17 protein-coding genes are annotated in these 20,922 nt (G+C 37.2%); 6 read left to right on the forward strand and 11 right to left on the reverse strand.

Annotated features, from left to right (window positions below):
• Window positions 1-363: 363 nt before the first annotated feature.
• From F6K27_RS16670 to F6K27_RS16685, 4 genes are all read right to left on the reverse strand, one after another.
• Window positions 364-1,029, reverse strand: a complete 666-nt coding sequence (locus F6K27_RS16670; RefSeq protein ID WP_287277583.1) for an HAD family phosphatase — start codon at window positions 1,027-1,029, stop codon at window positions 364-366.
• A 1,070-nt stretch (window positions 1,030-2,099) separates the two neighbouring features.
• Complete coding sequence (locus F6K27_RS16675; protein ID WP_287277585.1) at window positions 2,100-2,288, reverse strand: hypothetical protein; 189 nt, start codon at window positions 2,286-2,288, stop codon at window positions 2,100-2,102.
• A gap of 369 nt (window positions 2,289-2,657) precedes the next feature.
• Window positions 2,658-4,385: a succinate dehydrogenase/fumarate reductase flavoprotein subunit gene (locus F6K27_RS16680; RefSeq protein ID WP_287277587.1), complete on the reverse strand. Its 1,728-nt coding sequence runs from the start codon at window positions 4,383-4,385 to the stop codon at window positions 2,658-2,660.
• A gap of 553 nt (window positions 4,386-4,938) precedes the next feature.
• Window positions 4,939-5,247, reverse strand: a complete 309-nt coding sequence (locus F6K27_RS16685) for a hypothetical protein (RefSeq protein ID WP_124145987.1) — start codon at window positions 5,245-5,247, stop codon at window positions 4,939-4,941.
• 571 nt (window positions 5,248-5,818) lie between these two features.
• Between F6K27_RS16685 and F6K27_RS16690 the strand changes: the two genes are divergently transcribed.
• Together F6K27_RS16690 and F6K27_RS16695 are read left to right on the forward strand one after the other, a co-directional pair.
• Window positions 5,819-6,841 (forward strand): globin family protein, encoded by a 1,023-nt coding sequence (locus F6K27_RS16690; RefSeq protein WP_287277588.1) that lies wholly within the window; start codon window positions 5,819-5,821, stop codon window positions 6,839-6,841.
• A gap of 53 nt (window positions 6,842-6,894) precedes the next feature.
• A complete protein-coding gene (locus tag F6K27_RS16695) occupies window positions 6,895-7,296 on the forward strand; it encodes a globin domain-containing protein (RefSeq protein ID WP_240039068.1) in 402 nt (133 codons plus the stop codon).
• 545 nt (window positions 7,297-7,841) lie between these two features.
• On the opposite strand, the gene F6K27_RS16700 is transcribed toward F6K27_RS16695, so the two are convergent.
• Both F6K27_RS16700 and F6K27_RS16705 read right to left on the reverse strand, forming a co-directional pair.
• Window positions 7,842-8,006, reverse strand: a complete 165-nt coding sequence (locus F6K27_RS16700) for a hypothetical protein (protein ID WP_287300892.1) — start codon at window positions 8,004-8,006, stop codon at window positions 7,842-7,844.
• Between the two features lie 7 nt (window positions 8,007-8,013).
• Window positions 8,014-9,162 (reverse strand): tetratricopeptide repeat protein, encoded by a 1,149-nt coding sequence (locus F6K27_RS16705; RefSeq protein ID WP_287277589.1) that lies wholly within the window; start codon window positions 9,160-9,162, stop codon window positions 8,014-8,016.
• A 314-nt stretch (window positions 9,163-9,476) separates the two neighbouring features.
• Here F6K27_RS16705 and F6K27_RS16710 point away from each other — a divergent pair, with 314 nt between their 5' ends.
• Window positions 9,477-9,755 (forward strand): hypothetical protein, encoded by a 279-nt coding sequence (locus F6K27_RS16710; RefSeq protein ID WP_124145962.1) that lies wholly within the window; start codon window positions 9,477-9,479, stop codon window positions 9,753-9,755.
• A 331-nt stretch (window positions 9,756-10,086) separates the two neighbouring features.
• Window positions 10,087-10,434, forward strand: a complete 348-nt coding sequence (locus F6K27_RS16715; RefSeq protein WP_240039067.1) for a DUF4258 domain-containing protein — start codon at window positions 10,087-10,089, stop codon at window positions 10,432-10,434.
• A 605-nt stretch (window positions 10,435-11,039) separates the two neighbouring features.
• Here F6K27_RS16715 and F6K27_RS16720 read toward each other — a convergent pair.
• The 5 genes from F6K27_RS16720 to recF all read right to left on the reverse strand — a co-directional run bounded on the left by F6K27_RS16720 (window position 11,040) and on the right by recF (window position 18,331).
• Window positions 11,040-11,960, reverse strand: a complete 921-nt coding sequence (locus F6K27_RS16720; RefSeq protein WP_287277590.1) for a 2-keto-4-pentenoate hydratase — start codon at window positions 11,958-11,960, stop codon at window positions 11,040-11,042.
• 33 nt (window positions 11,961-11,993) lie between these two features.
• A complete protein-coding gene (locus tag F6K27_RS33695) occupies window positions 11,994-13,547 on the reverse strand; it encodes a Uma2 family endonuclease (RefSeq protein ID WP_353736001.1) in 1,554 nt (517 codons plus the stop codon).
• Window positions 13,548-13,706: 159 nt separating this feature from the next.
• Window positions 13,707-15,242, reverse strand: a complete 1,536-nt coding sequence (locus tag F6K27_RS16735) for a hypothetical protein (RefSeq protein WP_287277592.1) — start codon at window positions 15,240-15,242, stop codon at window positions 13,707-13,709.
• 1,358 nt (window positions 15,243-16,600) lie between these two features.
• Window positions 16,601-16,999: a photosystem II protein Psb27 gene (psb27, locus tag F6K27_RS16740; protein ID WP_287277594.1), complete on the reverse strand. Its 399-nt coding sequence runs from the start codon at window positions 16,997-16,999 to the stop codon at window positions 16,601-16,603.
• A 159-nt stretch (window positions 17,000-17,158) separates the two neighbouring features.
• Window positions 17,159-18,331: a DNA replication/repair protein RecF gene (recF, locus tag F6K27_RS16745; RefSeq protein WP_287277596.1), complete on the reverse strand. Its 1,173-nt coding sequence runs from the start codon at window positions 18,329-18,331 to the stop codon at window positions 17,159-17,161.
• A 693-nt stretch (window positions 18,332-19,024) separates the two neighbouring features.
• Between recF and fmt the strand changes: the two genes are divergently transcribed.
• Together fmt and F6K27_RS16755 are read left to right on the forward strand one after the other, a co-directional pair.
• On the forward strand, window positions 19,025-20,023 hold the full coding sequence (gene fmt / locus F6K27_RS16750) for a methionyl-tRNA formyltransferase (protein WP_124145957.1): 999 nt from the start codon (window positions 19,025-19,027) through the stop codon (window positions 20,021-20,023).
• 633 nt (window positions 20,024-20,656) lie between these two features.
• Window positions 20,657-20,917 (forward strand): hypothetical protein, encoded by a 261-nt coding sequence (locus F6K27_RS16755; RefSeq protein ID WP_287277597.1) that lies wholly within the window; start codon window positions 20,657-20,659, stop codon window positions 20,915-20,917.
• Window positions 20,918-20,922: the final 5 nt, after the last annotated feature.

The raw sequence follows: 20,922 nt of genomic DNA on the forward strand, positions 1-20,922 counted from the left end.
GAAATAAACATTTTTAGCTTTTGTGTAACTAAGGATTTATTTTTGCCATTATAACCTTAGTTTCTTTGAAACTTACTTTTGACTTATGTGAAACCCTATAGAACCCATTTGGTATCTTGATAAATACCAAGTTTTTTTATCTAGGAGTCAGGAGACAGGAGACAGGAGACAGGAGTTAAGAGGGAAAAGGGAAGAGGGAAGAGGGAAGAGGGAAGATGTGGGCAGAGATAATACAAAAAATTCAACTCCTTGAGATGATTTTTCCTCAAAATTGATGCGCGAAAAGACTTGACTACCATAATTATATAGCTCTCAAATGGGTTCTATAAGCTAAAACCAATTTACAAGGTTAAAAACTTATTTCTACATACCGGAAATATTCCAACTATCTAAAAGTTGCTGTAATTTTTCATCACTAAAATCATTAATAACAATACTCGCTCCTACTTCTAATAAAGATTCAGGTTCATGGGTAGAAGCAACTCCTACTGTGTAAATTCCTGCTCCGACTGCTGACTTAATTCCAGAACGAGAATCTTCAAAAACAATTGCCTCTTCCGGGGAAATTTCCAATTTTTCTAAACATAATTTATAAGGTGCAGGATCTGGTTTTGCGACAGTCATTACTCCACCTAATATTACTAATGGAAAAGTATCTGTTAGCTGCAAAACATCTAACATAAATTCAGCATTTTCTGGAGGTGCATTTGTCACAACTGCTTTCTGAAGTTTTTGGTTTTTCACCCATTCAATAAATTCCAATAATCCTCTCATTGGTTCTAAGTTTGTAGCGATTTCTCGAAATTTAGCTTCTTTATAATCTGCTAGTTCTTCTACTTCTGTAGTTGATAGGTGTGGTAGTAAATCTTGAATAATTGCTGGATTAGTTCTACCACTAATGTGTTGTTTATAAGAGTTATGGTCAATTATTACTCCGTGATTATTTAAAATTTCTTTCCAGGTTTCGTAATGCAAAGGATCTGTATTTGCTAAGGTGCCATCGAGGTCGAACAAAATTGCTTTGAGCATCTTATTTATATAGATAGATAGTATTTACTTTTAGAGTCTGAACTGAAAATTGAATTTTTCAGAGAACTCAGAAAAGTTAGAGGTAAGTCGAAGAAATGACGGTTTAATTTTACTACTGATTTTCAGATAATTAGGTATTTGGATATTGTCTCAGAATTGGGTGAGGGTTTGGAGAGTTCACCTCAGTTGGTAGGGGTTTGGTTTCCAAACCCTTTTTTTTTGTTTCTGATTTGTCTCTATTGCGCAATACGCAATAGAAGTTTTTGCCTACTAATTTCTGATTTCTGGGCAAAATTTGTCGGGGGTGGGAAGAGTTACCTCTGGCGTTAGTATCAAATTTCTATTTCTGATTTGTCTCTATTGCGCAATACGCAATAGAAGTTTTTGCCTACTAATTTCTGATTTCTGGGCAAAATTTGTCGGGGGTGGGAAGAGTTACCTCTGGCGTTAGTATCAAATTTCTATTTCTGATTTGTCTCTATTGCGCAATACGCAATAGAAGTTTTTGCCTACTAATTTCTAATTTCTGGGCAAAATTTGTCGAGGGTGGGAAGAGTTACCTCTGGCGTTAGTATCAAATTTCTATTTCTGATTTGTCTCTATTGCGCAATACGCAATAGAAGTTTTTGCCTACTAATTTCTAATTTCTGGGCAAAATTTGTCGAGGGTGGGAAGAGTTACCTCTGGCGTTAGTATCAAATTTCTATTTCTGATTTGTCTCTATTGCGCAATACGCAATAGAAGTTTTTGCCTACTAATTTCTGATTTCTGGGAAAAATTTGCCGGAGGTGGGAAGAGTCACCTCTGGCGTTAGTATCAAATTTCTATTTCTGATTTGTCTCTATTGCGCAATACGCAATAGAAGTTTTTGCCTACTAATTTCTGATTTCTGGGAAAAATTTGCCGGAGGTGGGAAGAGTCACCTCTGGCGTTAGTATCAAATTTCTATTTCTGATTTGTCTCTATTGCGCAATACGCAATAGAAGTTTTTGCCTACTAATTTCTGATTTCTGGGAAAAATTTGCCGGAGGTGGGAAGAGTCACCTCTGGCGTTAGTATCAAATTTCTATTTAATGTTTATCCACCAAATAATCCACACTTTCAATCATAAACCTGACAATTTCTGAAGGAGTATAAACAATTCCCAATCTATCCGCACCCAGAGGATTATAAGACTTATAAAAATTCTCATAAACCACCTTCAAAAATTCCTGCTTTTCGTGATGATTATAAATACTCGCCGCCTTCCTTTTAATCACCCCATAATAACGCTCAATCGAACGTAAAATATTTCTGCGAGTCGTGCCAGTAAAAATCTGTAAAGACTTTTAAATTGAATTAGCAAACCATCATTATCTCTGGTTAAAACCGAATGGATTAATTAGGTCTTGCTGATTAAATCTCAAAGCATTGACAGATCAAGGTAAGTGCCTTCTTTTGGTCGAAAAAAGTGCGCTTGTTTGAGCTCTTCATGGTCGAAAAGTTAGGACTTTGGGCAGACAAACAGAGAAAAATCAAGGTACAATTATTCCTCCTACTTTCTCTTTCTCCCCACCCTCCCCACACTTCCCACACTCTGCTTTTTTCAGCAAACCCTAATTATCAATTATCCATTATCCATTATCAATTTAATACTTCCGCTCTTGTGGTTCAAACATATTTATTGCCACAGGTCGATAACTAATATCAATTCCCGCCAACGAATAATACGCCAAACTATGCCGTAAAAACCTCTCATCATTTCGTTGCGGAAAATCTTCCCGACTATGAGCACCCCGACTTTCCTGACGACTCAACGCCGAACTTAAAATTGTCTCCCCCACAAGAATAATACTCCGCAACTCTAACGCCTCAATAACCTCAGTATTCCAAGACTTGCCCTTATCATCCAAATAAACCTGTTGATATTGTTCCTGTAACTGCTCCAATTTTTCCAACCCCTGCTGCATCACATCTTGGGAACGAAACACACCACAATGTTGAGTCATTGCATCCTGAAACTGCTGCCGTAAAAAATCAATGCGATATTCTCCAGAGCGGTCTAACAAACCCTGAATTTGTTTCCGCGCCTCCTCTAAATAAGGTTGCTCCTCAACATCAGGTAACTTCCGACCTTCCACAAACTCAGCGATCGCTGCTCCAGTGCGTCTTCCATAAACAACACATTCCAACAAAGAATTACTTCCCAAACGGTTTGCTCCATGTACTGAAACACAAGCACATTCTCCCGCAGCAAATAAGCCATCCACCAAACCATCTGCACTCGCCAAAACTCTACCATCAGTATTAGTGGGAATACCACCCATAGAATAATGAGCAGTGGGACGAACTGGCATCGGTTTGTTCACCGCATCAATACCTAAAAGACGATGTGCCTCTTCCCAAGCAAACGGTACTCGACTCATAATTTTTTCCCGTCCCATGTGCCGTAGATCGAGATAAATAAACGGACCACCCGCAGTACCATCCATATTAATTCCCCGACCAGCACCAATTTCCAAAGTAATAGCACGGGAAGTAATATCGCGGGGTGCCAACTCCATGCGACTAGGAGCATAATTTGCCATAAAGCGATCGCCATCACTATTAATCAGATAAGCACCTTCACCGCGCACCGCTTCAGAAATCAAAACTCCTGCTGGATATAAACCTGTAGGATGAAACTGTACAAACTCCATATCTTGCAGAGGAAGGCCAGTCATTGCTGCCATTGCCAAACCGTCGCCAGTAGAAGCATAATCATTGGAAGTGGTATTAAATACTCGACCATAACCACCAGTGGCAAACATTACTGCCTTTGCTCGCAGCACAACAATTTCACCATCTAGAATATGGTACATAACTACGCCCTTTGCCTGACCATCTTCGAGTATCAAGCGCATTACATACCATTCCTGATAAATATGCACCCCATAACGACGGAGGTTATTTACCAATTCATGTAAAATAGCGTGACCAGTTTTATCCGCAGCGTAACAAGTGCGGTTGTGGGAATGACCGCCGAAAGCACGTTGAGCAATGCGACCATCTGGCAACCGAGAAAATAATACCCCTAAATGTTCGAGGTCGATAATTACATCTGGCGCTTCTTTTGCCAAAATTTCTACTGCATCCTGGTCAGCTAGATAGTCCGAACCTTTTACAGTATCAAAAGCATGAGCTTTCCAACTATCTTCTGGATCTACATTTTGGAGGGAAGCCGCTATTCCACCTTGAGCTGCTACCGAGTGGGAACGAATGGGGTGAGTTTTGGCAACAACTGCTACATTTAAGCTAGGATTTTTGCGAGCTATTTCTACAGCAGCGCGACTGCCTGCTAGTCCGCCACCTACTATTATTACGTCGTGTTCTAACATTAAGTAAATCTCTAATAGTTTTATGCTTTTATTATTTTATACCAAATAGACATCTCCAGAAAAAAGGGAGTAGGGAGTAGGGAGTAGGGAGTAGGGGGAAATAATTTATATATCTAGTTCCATAATTGATTTTATTTTTAATTTATTATTAGAGATGTCTAATTTAAAAAAAGGTATTTATATCATTTTCTGACAGGTCATTTCATTTATCAGTTATCAGTACTTTTTTCTGAGATAAAAAACCTACCTGTGTCATTAAGCAGGCAGGTTTTTAACTTTTTAAGTGCCTCGAATTAAATGAGGACTCTAGCTTTCGGTGTTGCTAAATTCAAAGTCAGTAAGCATTTCTTGCAGAATGCGCTCGTATTCAGCTTTTTAATGAATGAACCAAGTATTTGCTTAACTTCTACTACATTTTTGAACAAAGAATTGAAGCACAAGAACAACAAGCTTAAATTGTCCACTAAAAGTAATAAAGCTGATAACGCAGTTCTGACCATAGGACACTAGCTGATAGTTGACCGCTGACCGCTGAATGCTTATTACAAAACATTTAACCTAGAGAAGTTGCTGCTTGCTGACCAGACATTGACGTTTGAGACTCTTCTTCTTCGTTAGGTTCTACTGAAAGTACTTCAATATGATTTAATAGGGTAGTTACAAAAGCAAAAAGTAGGAAGGGTAGAGACAAAACCACGATTAAAGCAATAGCTCCTAGAGCATAGACTTGGCTACTGCTAGTCCAAAGGGCAACTCCTCCAGCTATGCTTAAGAATACTACTATTAACCAAACAATAATTTGGCCATAAATGTCACCGAAAGTGAGCGTGCATCGGATACTATATTTTTGCAAATTATTCATCATTTTTACCTCGTTGCATTACCTCAAATTAATAAGTTAGACGTATTGTCAAACCATAGTAATTTATAGGTTAGACTAACTGTCAAACTAGAGTAAAATTTATTACGATCAAAATCGTAATTGTTACAACACTTTACAGTTTTTAACTGTAAAATAATATAGTTGTTACAAAAGTAACAATTAAATCTTTTTTATCTTTTTTTTATCTACATTAGACATCTCTGAAAAAGAATAGACTTTTTGCAAAAGTAGACAACAGCTTATCTGGGAATCAGGAAGAAAATTTATAAAAAAAGACACAAAAAATGATCTAGATGTGTAATTTTCGGAGATTTCTATTTTTCTCTTTCAAGCTATCCTTAATTTCTGGCAGAAGCATTACAAGTTAATGTGTAATACTAGATCCGGTTTAAAAGAGATATTTATTGTGAAGATAAAGCAGAAGACAGAGGGCAGAAGGGTTAGAATGATTTGGATAAATTAGCTTTTTATAACTGGATTTGGTATGATTTGATACTGAAAAATTTTATCTATAATAATCAATAGTTAATATCTAAATTTTACATAAAAAATGCAATCAAAAATTGAAATTATAGAACAAAGTTTTGATAAAATTAAACTTTATACTAATGAATTTGCAGCCAGTTTCTACGAAAACTTATTTGCAGAATATCCAGAGACAAAACCACTGTTTGCTAATACTGACATACAACAGCAACAAAAAAAATTGCTGGATGCTCTGATACTGGTAGTCGAAAATTTGCGTCATCCAGAGATACTAAAAGAAGTCGTGCAAGCATTAGGCAGTCGCCACATTAATTATGGCGTGCTACGACAACATTATCCCCTCGTAGTTAAAGCACTACTAAAAACATTAAAGCAGTATCTTGGGGAATATTGGACTCCAGAAGTAAAAGCAGCTTGGATATATGCTGATCGTGGAATGGCAAAATTGATGTTGCAAGGTGCAAACTATCCATCGGAGACAGAGCGATCGCCCACTACGAACACTACAGAAACCGAAACCAAGACCCAGGAAAACCCCGAAATCAAGAACACCGCAACCGAAGTTCAAGCTATAGCAACCCAACCTCCACCCCCACAGTCAACCCCTACTTCACCAATAGAACTCATTGAAACCAGCTTTGAAAAAATCAAACCCCGTGGAGCAGAATTTGTCGCCAGTTTCTATGAAAATCTATTTGCAGCATACCCAGAGGCAAAACCACTATTTGCTAATACTGATATACAACAGCAAGAAAAAAAGTTGCTTAATTCCTTAGTGTTAGTAGTAGAAAGTCTGCGCCACCCAGAAGTTTTAGCACAAGTATTGCGCGCTCTCGGTGCCCGTCATATAAATTATGGAACTCTTCCGCAACATTATCCTCTAGTTGGGGAAGCATTGTTGAAGACTTTAGAACAGTATCTTCAGCAAGATTGGAATTCGGAAGTCAAGAATGCGTGGGTATTTGCTTACGAACAAATTGTGCAATTGATGTTTGAGGGTGCAGGGTATTCTCCAGAAACTTCAAACACAGAAGTTGAAACTACCTCGCCACCAAAAATAAAAATAATTTATAGAAAGCACCATTAACAAAATCATCTTCTAAATTACAGGTAGAAGTTATTGAAACGAGCTTTGAAAAAATTAAACCCCGTAGCGCAGAATTTGCTGCCAGTTTCTATGAAAACCTATTTGCAGCATATCCAGAAGCAAAACCACTATTTGCTAATACCGATATGGAAAATCAACAAAAAAAGTTGCTTAATTCTATAGTCTTAGTAGTAGAAAGTCTGCGCCACCCAGAAGCTTTAGCAAAAGTATTACGCGACCTCGGTGCTCGTCACGTTAATTATGGCACTCTCAAACAACATTACCCTTTAGTGGGAAAAACTATACTGAAAACTTTAAAACAGTATCTCCAGGAAGACTGGAATCCCGAAGTTAAGACAGCTTGGGTATATGCACTCGGTCAGATTACTAGATTCATGTTTGAAGGAGCAGGTTATATAAAAACACCAACACCACTTCCCAAACAAGTAGAATAAACAACGACACAACCCACTTCTGAACAAGAAAAAAAATCTCTGTCTCCTCCAAAAACTAGACAAAAAATAACAACTAAAACTAAGCAAAAAAAAGAACAGTCAGATCAAGAATATTCTGCTGAAAAAGCAACAGCAAAACTCAAAAAAATACTTACACAAATTATTAATATTTTCTGGAAATTGCCAAAAATATATGTAGTAATTATCGCCGTCATTATTGCAGTTATAGTTGTTAATTTAGTAGGTGAAGATTCTATTTTTGCTAAAACATTAGATTCTAAAGCATTGATAAATAAAGGTTTTATATAGAATCCGGTTATACAGTAATTGCAAAATTACTTTCTCTTAATACAGATGTTCTACTGAATACAAATTTAAAAATTCATGCTATTTCAATCTTTTCTTTCTCCTGACTCCTGACTCCTGAGGACTGACTCCTAGAGCGATACGATAACTAATTACCCGGATTCTATATTAGCTGTTTGAAGTTGAAAAAAAGTGCCTGGTATCACGTCTAAAACGCTCAAAAAGTTAGTATTTTAGGCTCATAAGTTGGGCAGAAAAATCCCAAATTGACAATTCTTACTTCTACCTCCTCGCTCCCGATCCATTTCTCCCCTCCTGGGAGGGGTTAGGGGTGGGTTGTCTCCAGTATAGCTGTCTCCAGTATAGCTGTCTCCTACCCCTACTAAAAGACTAGTGAAGCGCAAACCCTAATTAATTTTCCAATTCCGTCATCATAGTTTCCACTTTTTCTTTACCTTCAGAATTATTCTGTTTCTCAAACAATTTTAATGCCCTTTCAAAAGACTTTCTGGCTTCTCGAACGCGCTCTCGACGGTGAAGAGCTAACCCCATTTTATAATGAGCATCTGCACGATCGGGATTTTTCTTAATTACTTGCCGAAACATAATTATTGCTTGTAAATAATCCTGGCTTTCTAAAAGTATCTCTGCTGCCGCAAACTTAGCCTCCACTAGATCGGGATTAGCATAAGCAGCTCTTTGATAAAATTTCAAAGCAGCTTGAGGATTATTTTGCGCTTTATAAATTTCCGCAATTTGAAACTGAATCTCTCCATTTCGAGGTCCTAGACGAGAAGCTACTTCTAGAGTAGCTAAACCACCATTAATATCTCCAGTAGATAATAAAGCAGTTCCTAACTTGATTTGCACTCCTGGATCTCTCGGTGATAATCTAACAGCTTCTCGAAGTGCTTCTAATGCTTCAGGAAAACGTTCCTGTTTCAGTAATGTTAAACCCATTGAGGCATAAGCTTCAGCATTATTAGAATTAGATTGAATTGCTACTTGATATGCAATGATCGCCTCATTGTATTTCTCTAGACGAAACAATGCAGCACCTAATCCTAAATGAGCATTAACATTATTGCGGTCAAGTAAAGAAGCACGGCGATAAGCTTTAACTGCGGCCTGATAGTTTTCTAACTTAGCCATACTATATCCCAAACCATATTGAAAATCTGCTTTATGAGGCTCAATAGCGATCGCCTGTTGATAAAACTGACTTGCAGCTTGAAAATTTCCTTGGAGTGCTTCTAAATAGGCAATACCAGAATATATTTGTGCATTTTTTGGGTCTAAACGTGCTGCCTGTTGATATATTGTGATAGCTTTTTGGTATTTACCTGCATCCGCTAGCGCTCTTCCCTGGCGTAGTAGTTTGTCTAAGTTAGAACTCACGGATTGATTTTGAGCCAATAATTTGACCCCACAGCCAGGATAAATGTAGGTCTTTATGCCAGATGTTTTTTGACAAGCAACCCCATAGGCAACAGAAGGAATAGTGGCTGTTATTATGGCCACTACTAAACTACTAAATATTGATACTGTTTTTTTGTACACGGCCAGTCTGAAATATTAAATGTTCATAGAAATTATTAATCATATCACCGCTTTGAAAAACTTAAGACAGGGAAATATTTTTCCTACTATTACCTCTGTTGGTGCGCTACCAGGTGCGTCTGTCGCGCCCCGCGGGGTCGCACCGCTGTTCCCTGTGGCCTATTCCCTGGCATAAAAAAGAAAATAAACCCATCTCCTGTCCCCCCACTATCGAAACTTATTGACATAAACTTTGACCTTTCTTAGAAAATATTCACGAAATTAAACTTGTAGAAGGCTATGTTTTCCATTAATATGAGTGTTACTCCGGCAGAGTGGACTGTGTTGCCAGTTTCTACCTCATCCTGCGCATTATAGAATTTCAATCTGTTCATCAAATCAAACCTCTTGCTGACAAACTCTTCCCACTGGTAGCTTATTGTAGGGCAATGAATCGTCAATATGGCCTCAGACTCAACAACGCTTTGTCGATTATCACTACTCCTCAAGAGGCGATACGGCTGATGCCATGCTCTGCGAAAACTTGGTTTGAACCTAATGAAGTGATGAAATATTGGCACCAGTGGCCTATTTTTGGCAATTACAGAATGTAGTATAACTTGCTAATTTTGTAGGCTTTGTTAAGCTGGGTTTAAGGGTATAACTACTTCGGAAGAAAAATCTATTAATCCTCCTGCCTAATCAAGGATAAAACAGTGTATTTATTCTATGTGGTTTTTACCGGGATTTATTTCTCAACCCACTGAAAACTTACCTAGAAAATTGTCTGGAATAGCTACACAAAAGCTTTTAGTAAGCAAGCTGTTCCATATCTCTTTTTTGTGCTGAACTATTAGTCTATTTCTAGACATCAATTAAATTAAACCATGCTTAATTTTTTGCTTGTGATTTACCTAGTAACTTTACTAAATAAGGACAATGAACATGAATCACCAACTCAGTCTAGTGCTTCAAAATGACAAAAATATTCAAAAATTAGGTTGTATTAGCGCTGTACATAATCCTAAAGATACTAATCATTTGGAACGCCGACAACAACAACGTGCTATTAGTTTATCGATGATGAAAGTTGCCATAATTTATGGTAATAGACAATTTAGTTATGGGGCAGTCACTTATACTTTGACTGATAAGAATTTATGCAGAACTCCTTATAAAAGGTTTATAGATGTGCTGCGAGGATTGCGAGTTGTTTGTGTTCATGGATTTCCAGAACCTAAAATTATGACTGCTTATTGGCATAATAAAACGAAGCGAAAAGTTCATAGATAGATGTTGATATATTGCTAATTTATGAGCTTAAAAAGTTTACATTCATTCAGCAAACTTACCTTACTCAACCCAACTCACTACTATTTTATGTAGGCTAAAATGTTGGGTGAGAAAATTATTTATAGCAGAAGGAAGAAGGAAGAAGGAAGAAGGAAGAAGGAAAAATATTACGTTATTTACTCCTTATTATATCAAATCAGGTTAATTGCACATAGAATCCGCTTATATAATATCTGTTTATAATTCTATTATTACTTCAATACTAGACATCTCCGCAAAAGAGGGAGTAGGGATATTGCATGCAACGTCCGTACAGGGAAATAATTGATAAATAAGAGTATGATAATTGATTTGATTTTTTATTATTGGAGATGTCTATTTAATCTCCCATTTTCCCCTCCTGGGAGGGGGAGGGGCGAAGGGTGGGTCTCCTACTCTCAACTATATAATAAGTGTTCAACCGGATTTGATATTACTTCTTCGTTCTGTCATATAGCAATGTGCGCTGGCATATTTACAAATTACAGGAACTGTCTAATAGCTAAAAGTCTTATATTATTGGCAATTATTCCCCCTATTGCCTGTTGCCTGCGCGTAGCGCTATACTATTCAAACTTCACAAATATTTCTACGGTTTCATTTGGAGTTAAACCTGTATATTGAGCGCGGATAGTAGTATTTGATTTAATAGTAAAAAAATTTGTAATACTCCCCAAAGAAAGTAAATCCCCTTTTTTTAATTGTTTACCTTCTGCTTGTAAAGAATTTTTAATCCAGAGAACAACATTTAGTGGATTACCTAATAAAGAACTGCTATTTCCTGATACTAATACTTTACCAGTTTCATCTAAAATTTCTAGGTTTAGATTCTTTAAACGATTTTCCCATTCATCAGTATCTGTTAAAGGAATAGGATTACCTAAAACTCCAGCTCTTGCCCCAACATTAATAGCTAAAAGAGTAGGTGCATCTAATTTTACATCTTGACTATAAACCAAATCTGGTAATTCAATAAATGGTATTACTGCATCAAGATATTTCAAAGTTTCTCTAGGAGTTTTAGCATTATTAATTTCTGCACTTCCAACTCTAACAATTAAATCACCTTCGCCTATAGGACGACTGCCAAATTTAGCTGGAATTACAGCACCACTTTCGAGGAACATTTTGTCGAGTAAAGCACCTCGCAAAGGCTGAGAAACATTAAAACGTTGTTGAGCATTTGGATTAGTTAGTCCTGCTTTGTAGCCAACTATTTGACCTAAGTTTTTACTAATTTCTGATATAAATTGCTTTTGAATTTGTTTTGCTTGAGGAATAGTTAGGGTTGTTGCAGTGTCAACAGGAGTTTTGTTCAGATAATTTTCCACAAGATTTTTCACTAACTGAGAATCACTATTTTGAGTAACTATGGATGTAGAATTTTTGTCCGATACTTCTGTTTCCGATGATATTTTTGATGTTTCAAAAGTGCAGGCTGAAAGTAAGGAGATTAAGAGTAAAATAAGATATTTAGATATGTGCATAATTTTTAGTTTTTAATAAGGTTTTGTCAGTCTTTACTCCCATTGAGAACAATCAGGAAGATTTTCAGGGTCGGAATCTTTATCTTGTTCAATTTCCTTTATTCTCTCTTGGTTAGCTTGCTGATCTTCAGGAATCCATTGAAATTCAAATCTTCTAGTGTCTATTATTTTTTCAGATATTGTGTCGATATTGTCTTCAAATAGTGTGTCTATATTGTTTTCTTGTATTGTACTCTTTACATAAGTTGCTTCTTTCCAATTGCAGGCTAATTTTATTTGTGCATTACGAAGGTTTTTGGCATTAAAAAGGTAAGCTCCACGGAGGTTAGCTCCATCAAGGTTAGCTCCATCAAGGTTAGCTTCACTAAGGTTAACTCCACCAAGGTTAGCTTTAGTGAACTTAATTCCAATCATGTTAGCTCCATTGAGGTTAGCTCCATTGAGGTAAGCTTCATTGAGGTCAGCTCCAATGAAGAAAACTTTACTGAGGTTAGCTAAAACCAGGTTAGCTTTAGTCAGTTTAACCCTACTGAGTGTAGCTTCACTGAGGTCAGCTTGAAATAGTCTAGCTCCACTGAGGTTAGCGTCATGGAGATTAGTTTTATTAAGTTTTAGACCAGATAAAGAAAATCCTTCATTATTTAATCGTTCTACTGCAGCTGTCACAACCCCAGATTTATCGCTTTGACCTTCATTAATAATACTCCAGCTAGAAAAATGTCTTTGTTCTTTTCGTTCTTTACGCTCCGTAAACCAGCTCACTAAACTAACAATAAGAGTAATATTGGCAAGCAAACCAACAACATTTAAAATTGCGAAATTTGTTAACAAATAGTCTATATCTTCTACAAATTTCTCAATAGCAGTTGTTTCCCACCAATCTGCAAAACGTCTGATTGGTCTGGTTTGTTTTTCAGGAGTTTCTTTTTCAGGAGATTGAACGTCTTGAGGAGAAGAAATATATTGTTGTTTCGGATTTTCTATTCCTTCCTCTTCAATATTTATTTTTTCTGGGAAAACTACATTTTCGTACAATAAAGAAGTAGTAAATTCAAAATTAATGCTTTCTAATTTAAGCGAAAATTCCTGTTGACTATCAGCTATTTCCTCAAGAGAATAAGTAGTAAGTTCCCATTTATTTTTTTCATTAATTTGATAGTATTCAATACATATCTTTTCTGAGTCAATAAGAGCATATTCTCTGAGACTTTCTATCTGACGATAATGTTGGAATTTTTGAGCGCGGTCGAAATTTTCTGTACTTGATGATAAAACTTCTACAATTAAACAGGGATAATAGATAATATTTCTAGATTCTCGATCTCGTGGATCGCAACTTACAACTACATCGGGGTAGAAAAAGGAACCATTGCTGGAAACTGCGACTTTAGTATCTGCGATTTGCACTCTACAACCTTTTCCTTGCAGGTGACTTTTTAAAGCAGACGCTAAGTTGAGAGCAATGTCATTATGAGAAAGAGTTTCTCTAGTCATCCCGTAGACTTTGGCATTGATATATTCATATTTTACGGGTTGCTCTTCTTCCCATGCTAGATATTCTTCTGGAGTCATCTTTTCAGTTACCAAGGAAAATTAATTGTGTTCCCTTAATTTAGCATGTCGGGACGTTGGATGCAACTTCCCTACCGGAAAATGATGTACAAGGTAAATAGTGAAAACCTTGTAGTGCGGGCATCTTGCCCACTATATGACCTAATTACAGCGGGAAGCGCTGTAATTCTATTTTCACAACCGACAAGACTTACGTTCGCGGGTTTCTTCCACATTTTGCCAACCATAAGAAAAATGACTAATAGAATTAATTTGAGGAGTTGCTCTTCTAATAGCTTGCATTTGGATCTCCAAGGAAGGGCGACCAGTAACAGGTTGTCCCCAAACTCCAGCGATCGCCGGAATAACTGATACCCCATTTGGTGCCATACTTACCACTCTCTCTACTTTTGAAACAATACAACTGGGGTTGCGATCGCCACAAGTTCCATAAGACATGGGATGCCATTCCATTGAAGCTGGAAATTGATCCCAAGGTTGGAGTCGAGAGTCAAACCCATTATCGCGTACCCTTTTGTTACCACCAGGGAAAAATACAGCACCAGCAGAAAGACCTTTTTGTTTCACTGGTTTAGTCGCCATTTTGAGAAAGTCAAGTATTCCTTGAGCTGCATGAGCAACACTCAATTCCCAAACTTGTCGTCCCGAACCTCCTTTCGGTAGTCTACCAGTAGCAGATTCAGTAGTAGCAGGTGAAAAGAAATTTTGCCACTTAGGAGTTTGCTTGTAAGAAACCGCAGAAATATCTCCAGAAGTTACATATCCTTTGTCTAAAAATCTTGTGAGTAATTCCTTTCCTGCTTCATTTTTCGCCCGTTGCAATAGAACTTTCCTAGAAGCTTCACCATAAACCCATAAATCTTTTACTTCATCCGCTACAGAGTCTGGTCCTACTCCACGCAAATAACGAACGTAGTCGAATAAAACACCTTGAGGTTGACGTTTAAGTACCTCATTAATCATAACTGCATAATCTTGACGTGCCTCTGGACTGTAAGGGTCAATGAATGTATGAAAAGCATGACTTGCGCCTAACTGGTCGTGCAAACTCGTATTGTCTGGAATCACATCAAGGGTTGTTTGACCTTTACCATTGCGAGCTAAAGCTTGTTGGCGGTTGGGTAGTTGAGAGTAAGTATAGCCAAAGTTGATGGTAAATACCCAAGCATAAGCTCGCAAACCACGAACGCCTGCTTTTTTGAGACTCTCAGCTAATAGATCGACATTTTCATAACCAGGGACGCGCAGTACAGACGGCCAAACTGTGGGGTTATTTGCTGCGGGAAGAAGCACTTGTCCATCATAAAAAGCTTCTATGTAAACTTGATTGTAGCCTTTATTAACTACATGGTCGAGTATTCTGTCGATTTCTCCTGGTCTAGCATCACAAGGATATAGTCGCAACCATATGCCTTGAGTTTTTGGCCAGTTTCTCAGGCGACAGTTGTTTACTTCTCTACCGTGTTGAATCAAGATATCCTGATATTGTTTTTCTGCTTCTTTGTTTCCAGTTAAGACTGCTTGACGTAAGTTTTCTTTTGTAGCGATCGCTTCTGGTGTCAGCCGACAATAAGCATCTGTTTGTGCTTTAGCTGATTGTTGATACCAAAATAATGGATTTGCTACTAGGCAAAATAAAGTAGCTAATAAACTACGATATAAGGTTTTTTTTGCTTTAATTTTTTTGTGTGAAGTATAATTTTTGTTCATAACAATAATTAAATTTATTTCCTCATACAAATAAACAGAATAACACCTAATATCATGTCTCTTTGAATAACCACAATAAAAAATTTAGGGAGTAGGGAGCAGTAGGGAACAAGGGGAAATTTGTTTGCGCAGAATTCCGCACCGAAAAAATATTCTCGCCTACAGAGAAGAACATTTTTACCCTTGGCTAATTAATAAGACTTGATATAATTATTGATTAGCTATTCGGTCAATACCTAGTCTTTCAGTATAGTTTAAGAATAAATTGTATAGCGCTACGCAAATAAATAGTGCGCGGACATTCGTTTATTTCCTACTCCCTGCTCCCTACTCCCTTTTCACTCAAATTTGATTGTCAAACGCCAAAGAACCTACTGCTAAGTAGGTAGGTCTAATTAAACGTTAAAAAAATTGTTGGGGCGGGTTTAACCAAAAGCTTTGATGTAAAGCACGTTTGATATCATGTCCGGTAACATCGGTATTGTATAGCAAGGGTAGGGAACACTTAACTGGGAACAGGGAACAGGCAAGAATACTTAAGAGCAAGAAAAAAACTTAAATTTCCTGTAGATATTCACCTTTGGGTTTACACGAACGCGCCCCAGCGGACATGATATGAGTTCTAAAAACCCGCCTTCTAATATTGCGTTTATTTATGCTCACCTAAGATTGACAAAAAAAAATTCGGATTATAGTTACCCGAATTTATACAGCTACTAAGAAAAAACTGAGGAATTGATGATTTTTTCACCTTCTTTGTAAGACAAATTAAAATTAGTCGAATACCTACAACCTATTTTGTACTAAATAATAGGAGGTAGGATATAGTTATAACTACAATAATTTGAATTAATACTCTTTCATTGATTTTAGAAATTGAAAATCTTAACTATGATGACTATCATCTCATAGTCTATGGGAAGTTCATAAGTTCAATGAAAAGAACCTCTAAATATCACCTCACATTTTTGTTCAAATTTTGTCTCAGTTTTTGTGTTTTTTTCAGCAATTATTTTTCTGTTATTTCCAGTTCTATAGCATTCTTAAATTATTGGTCAAAAATCCAGAATTGTATAGACAAAAAAATGTCAGTTATTAACCCCTTTTCCTTATTTCTAAATTCCCAAATATTTTCTGCACAACTTAAATATAACTGCCATATTTCTAGAGGTATAAAAAATATTTTCTTTAGTTAAAAGGCAAAGAGATAATTGCTAAATTAAGAATTAATATAGTGTTTCTCAGACTTAGTTTAAGATACACTTATTTTCCCTATTTTATTTTTCCTTTTCTCTAAAACCAGTAACTTTGTACTTCAACAGTATAGTAATTGCGATAATCATAATTTAATCTGACAATTACGCTCCCCGCTTTAAAGCAAGTTCTACTTGTCTAAATTCTTGACCTAAACGTTTCTTCAATTTTTCAGGCACAGGACGATTTGGATAAGAACTATAATGCCCTGCTAAAGAATTAAGAGCAGTTCGCATAGTAGTAAATGAAGGTAAATTCGATACAGAATTATCACGTCGGTAGCGAGAGGCATAGTCATTAATTATTTGACGTGCTATTGCTTGAGCTTCCGCCTTACTTTCTGTATTCTCTGGTAACTCAATAGCTGTTTTTAAGGTATTTATTAAAGCTAATGTGTCTTCTTGATAATTTCCAGTTAAAGTTGCGGGATTATTAGAACAGCCCATCAAACCTATTACACAAACTAAAACTAAGGCTAGTACACGAGAAATAAAACGTTTCATAGAACTTTGTTTGCTATGGTGGCTAATTTGTTATTGATTATTTCATAGTATAGTCTAGCTCAATTTGAAATTTTAGTGTAGCTATATATCAAAAAAATATCTGTGTACTACAGTTTTTGATTTTTGTCAAATGTCAATTGTTTGACCACGATCGAATAATCAAAAATCCCAGAAATAACTAATTTGTCCCGATCGCACCGAAAGAATTTGAGTATCTTGTAACCACTGACCATCAAAACACCCCAAATGAGTAGTAGTAATCAAAGTTTGAAAACGGTCAGTAATTGCTTCTAACAACTGATTTTGTCGATGCAAATCTAACTCTGCCAACACATCATCCAATAAAAGCAAGGGTGGTTCCTTTATTACCTGTTCAATAAGTTGTAACTCTGCCAACTTTAACGCTAACACCAAAGTGCGCTGCTGTCCTTGAGAAGCATATTGTCGTGCTGGAGTATCATTAATGATAAAAGCTACATCATCTCGATGAGGACCTACTACTGTAGTACCTTGATATTGTTCGGCGATCGCCCGTACCTTGATTTTTTCTAAAAAAGCTTGACGCACGCCATCCAAACTATCTTGAATAATCAATTCCTGACTATCAACCATCACATTCGCCAAATATTCCATCCGCAAAACTTCCATATTTCCAGCGATCGCCCGGTGCCACTCACTCGCTAACGGTGCTAACCTCTGTAAAACACGCTGTCTTCGGCGAATTACCCGCGCTCCAGTAGTTGCCAACTGAGCATCCCACAAAGCTAACTCCTGAGTAGAAATAGGATTTATGGAACCAGTAGTTTCTGCTGCCATTTTCTGTTGGCGAATCTGCTTTAACAAAGCATTCCGTTGGCGCAAAACTTGATTGTACTGTTGCAGAATGTGAGCATAGACAGGTTCGAGCTGTACCAATAGTCGGTCTAACCAGTGACGGCGTACTTCAGGTCCACCCCTGACTAAATCTAAATCTAGACTGGAAAACTGAACCACATTCAGAATGCTTAAAAAGTCTAAATGGCGACGTAAAGTTTCACCATTAATTGCTACAGTGCGTCTACCTTGACTCCGTACAGTTAAAGTCAGCTCAATATTGCCAACTTGTCTTTCTAAGTTAGCTTGTATTTGTCCCGCTGGTTTGCCATCTAAAATTAAATCGCGATCGTGACTAACCCGATGAGATTTGAGAGTGGAAAGTAACTCTACTGACTCCAGTAGATTAGATTTACCTTGGGCATTATCTCCCACTAAAATTGTTTTGGCAGCATCAAAATTAACTTTTTGATCTAGATAGTTCCGAAACTGTCGTAAATGTAAATGTCTAAGGTACATATTCACTAGGAGACAGGAGACAGGAGACAGGAGAAATAGGAATTTAGAGGAGGTAGGAGTAAGAATTGTCCCTTGATTTTTCTACCATAGTCAGCCAAAAATATGGCAATGTGCGCTGGCATATTTACAAATTGCAGGAGATGTCCAATAGCTAAAAGTCTTAATATTATCGGTTTTTTATTCCCCCTGTTGCCAGATGAGCTGTTGCCTGTTGCCTGCGCACAGCGCTATACTAGCTTTTTGCAGCTCACAGGCACCGAAAAGCTGGCACTTTTTTGAACCCCAAAAAGGCTAATACCTTATATTTATCAATACTTTGAGAATTAATCAGCAAACCCTACATATTTACTAGAAGTCACGACGTTTAAATTAACGAGTTTAACCACCAGATTAAATAAAACCGCCCCAAATATCTAACTATAACGTCTTAGTTTCTCAACATAAAACTCCTATTATTAAGTATACTAACGAGCGTCAGGGATTACTTCTGACTTTTGTACCTCACCAATCCAACAGCTCCCCTATCTTGTACCAATTCACTTGAAAAATGTCACAAATAGTTTCAAACTTTAAGTGTTAAATAATTTCCTGAAATTACTGTAGCATCAAAGTTTTGAGCTTCTATAAAATCTTACTTTTAATTTTTGACTTTTAATTTTTGACTTTTGACTTTTGACTTCTTGCTTAAATTCTATGAAAATAATATTCTTTGGCACACCCCAATTTGCTGTTCCCACTCTGGAAAAATTATTAACTCGGCCAGAAATTGAAGTTGTGGCAGTTGTCACTCAACCTGATAAGCGACGGGGACGTGGCAATAAGCTCATCCCATCTCCAGTTAAGTCATTAGCAGTTTCTCACAGTATCCCTGTTTGGCAACCCCGTCGAGTTAAAAAACATACTGAAACTCTCAATTTATTACGACAAGCACAAGTAGATGTATTTGTGGTAGTTGCTTATGGACAGATTTTGTCTGCGGAAATTTTAGATATGCCGAAGTTGGGTTGTGTAAATGTTCATGGTTCGATTTTGCCCAAATATCGCGGTGCTGCTCCTATTCAGTGGTCTATTTATCATGGCGAGAAGGAAACAGGCAATACCACGATGTTGATGGATGTGGGGATGGATACGGGTCCAATGTTGTTGAAGAGTATTATTCCTATCGGTTTATTGGATAATGCTGCATCTGTGGCGGAAGTTTTGGCAAAGGATGGGTCTGATTTATTATGGGAAACTTTGTTGAAGTTGGAGACAGGGGATATTGAACCTATTGCTCAAGATGATTCTTTGGCAACTTATGCTCCGCTGATTCAAAATTCTGATTATCAAATTGACTGGTCCAGGGGTGCTTGGGAAATTCACAACCAAGTAAGGGGATTTTTTCCTAACTGTGTCACCAGTTTTCGGGGTGAGTCTTTGAAGGTAATGGCAACTGTGCCAGTAGGTGCTGAATATTGGTCGGAGTTGCCTCCTGAGTTGCAGAAGTTGGAAAAGGTTTGGTCTTCTGAGTCTGAGGTTTCTGGGAGTTTGGGGGAAGTAGTGAAAGTTATTAAGGGTTTGGGACCAGTGGTGCAAACTGGTGCTGGTTGGTTGTTATTGTGCCAGGTGCAGTTGTCAGGAAAGAAGGCGGTTTCTGGTTGGGATTTTGCTAATGGTACTCGTCTGGCCATGGGGGAGATTATTGGCAGTTAGGATGGGTCATTTCAGTTATCAGTTATAGCACTACACAAATAGGGCGCGGACATTGATAAATCCTCAAACTCAGTCAGGGATTACTTCTGTAGGGGTGTTAATGATATTTTGCTTCGCATAACTATCGTTAATGTCCCTACTGACTTCTAATATCATGTCCGGATAATTAGTGATAAAAAAAACTTTCTCCTTCTTCTTCTTTCTTCCCTCCTGACTCCTGACTCCTGACTCCTGACTCCTTCATCGTTTATTTATAACTGTTCAACCGGACATGATATAACTTCTGACTTGCGCGTAGCGCTATATCAATACCTCCGACTGAAGCAGGAGGCTACGAAAATACGGAGTTCTCTTTTTTTTATCCCCTTAAAAGGGGAGACTTGAGACCTTATTTTTCGGTTATTGGTTGTTAAATTTAAAATTTAAACTTATAAATTTTAACTTTTAGTTTAGTTTCAACTGAAAAAATGGATAGGAATTAATTTAGACTATGTTGACAATTTTACAAGTATTAGACTCTCCAAGAATCAATTTCCTGCTCTTGATTAAAGAGGACCTAAGTAATTTTCTAGGAGGTTTACTAATTTGGACTATTTTAGCCTTTATTTTATATATAGTGGTCTTCTATGAGGCATGGATAAATTTTTACAGCAAATTGTTAATGCTAATAATAGTTTCTTAGAAACTAAGTTAGATAACTATGGCGAAGAGTTATGGAAATGGATGGAGGATAGATTTCAAATTTATGCTGCTTGGCAACATCCCAAAATTTGGCGTTGCACAGTGACGAATGATTTGATATTTTTGAAGGAGACAGGAGACAGCTATACTGGAGACAGGAGGAAAATTACTTGGGGTGAGAATCCCCATGTAATGCGTGAACACCCCCGTTGACGGTG

It is taken from the genome of Okeania sp. SIO2F5, assembly GCF_010692685.1.
Taxonomy (GTDB): domain Bacteria; phylum Cyanobacteriota; class Cyanobacteriia; order Cyanobacteriales; family Microcoleaceae; genus Okeania; species Okeania hirsuta.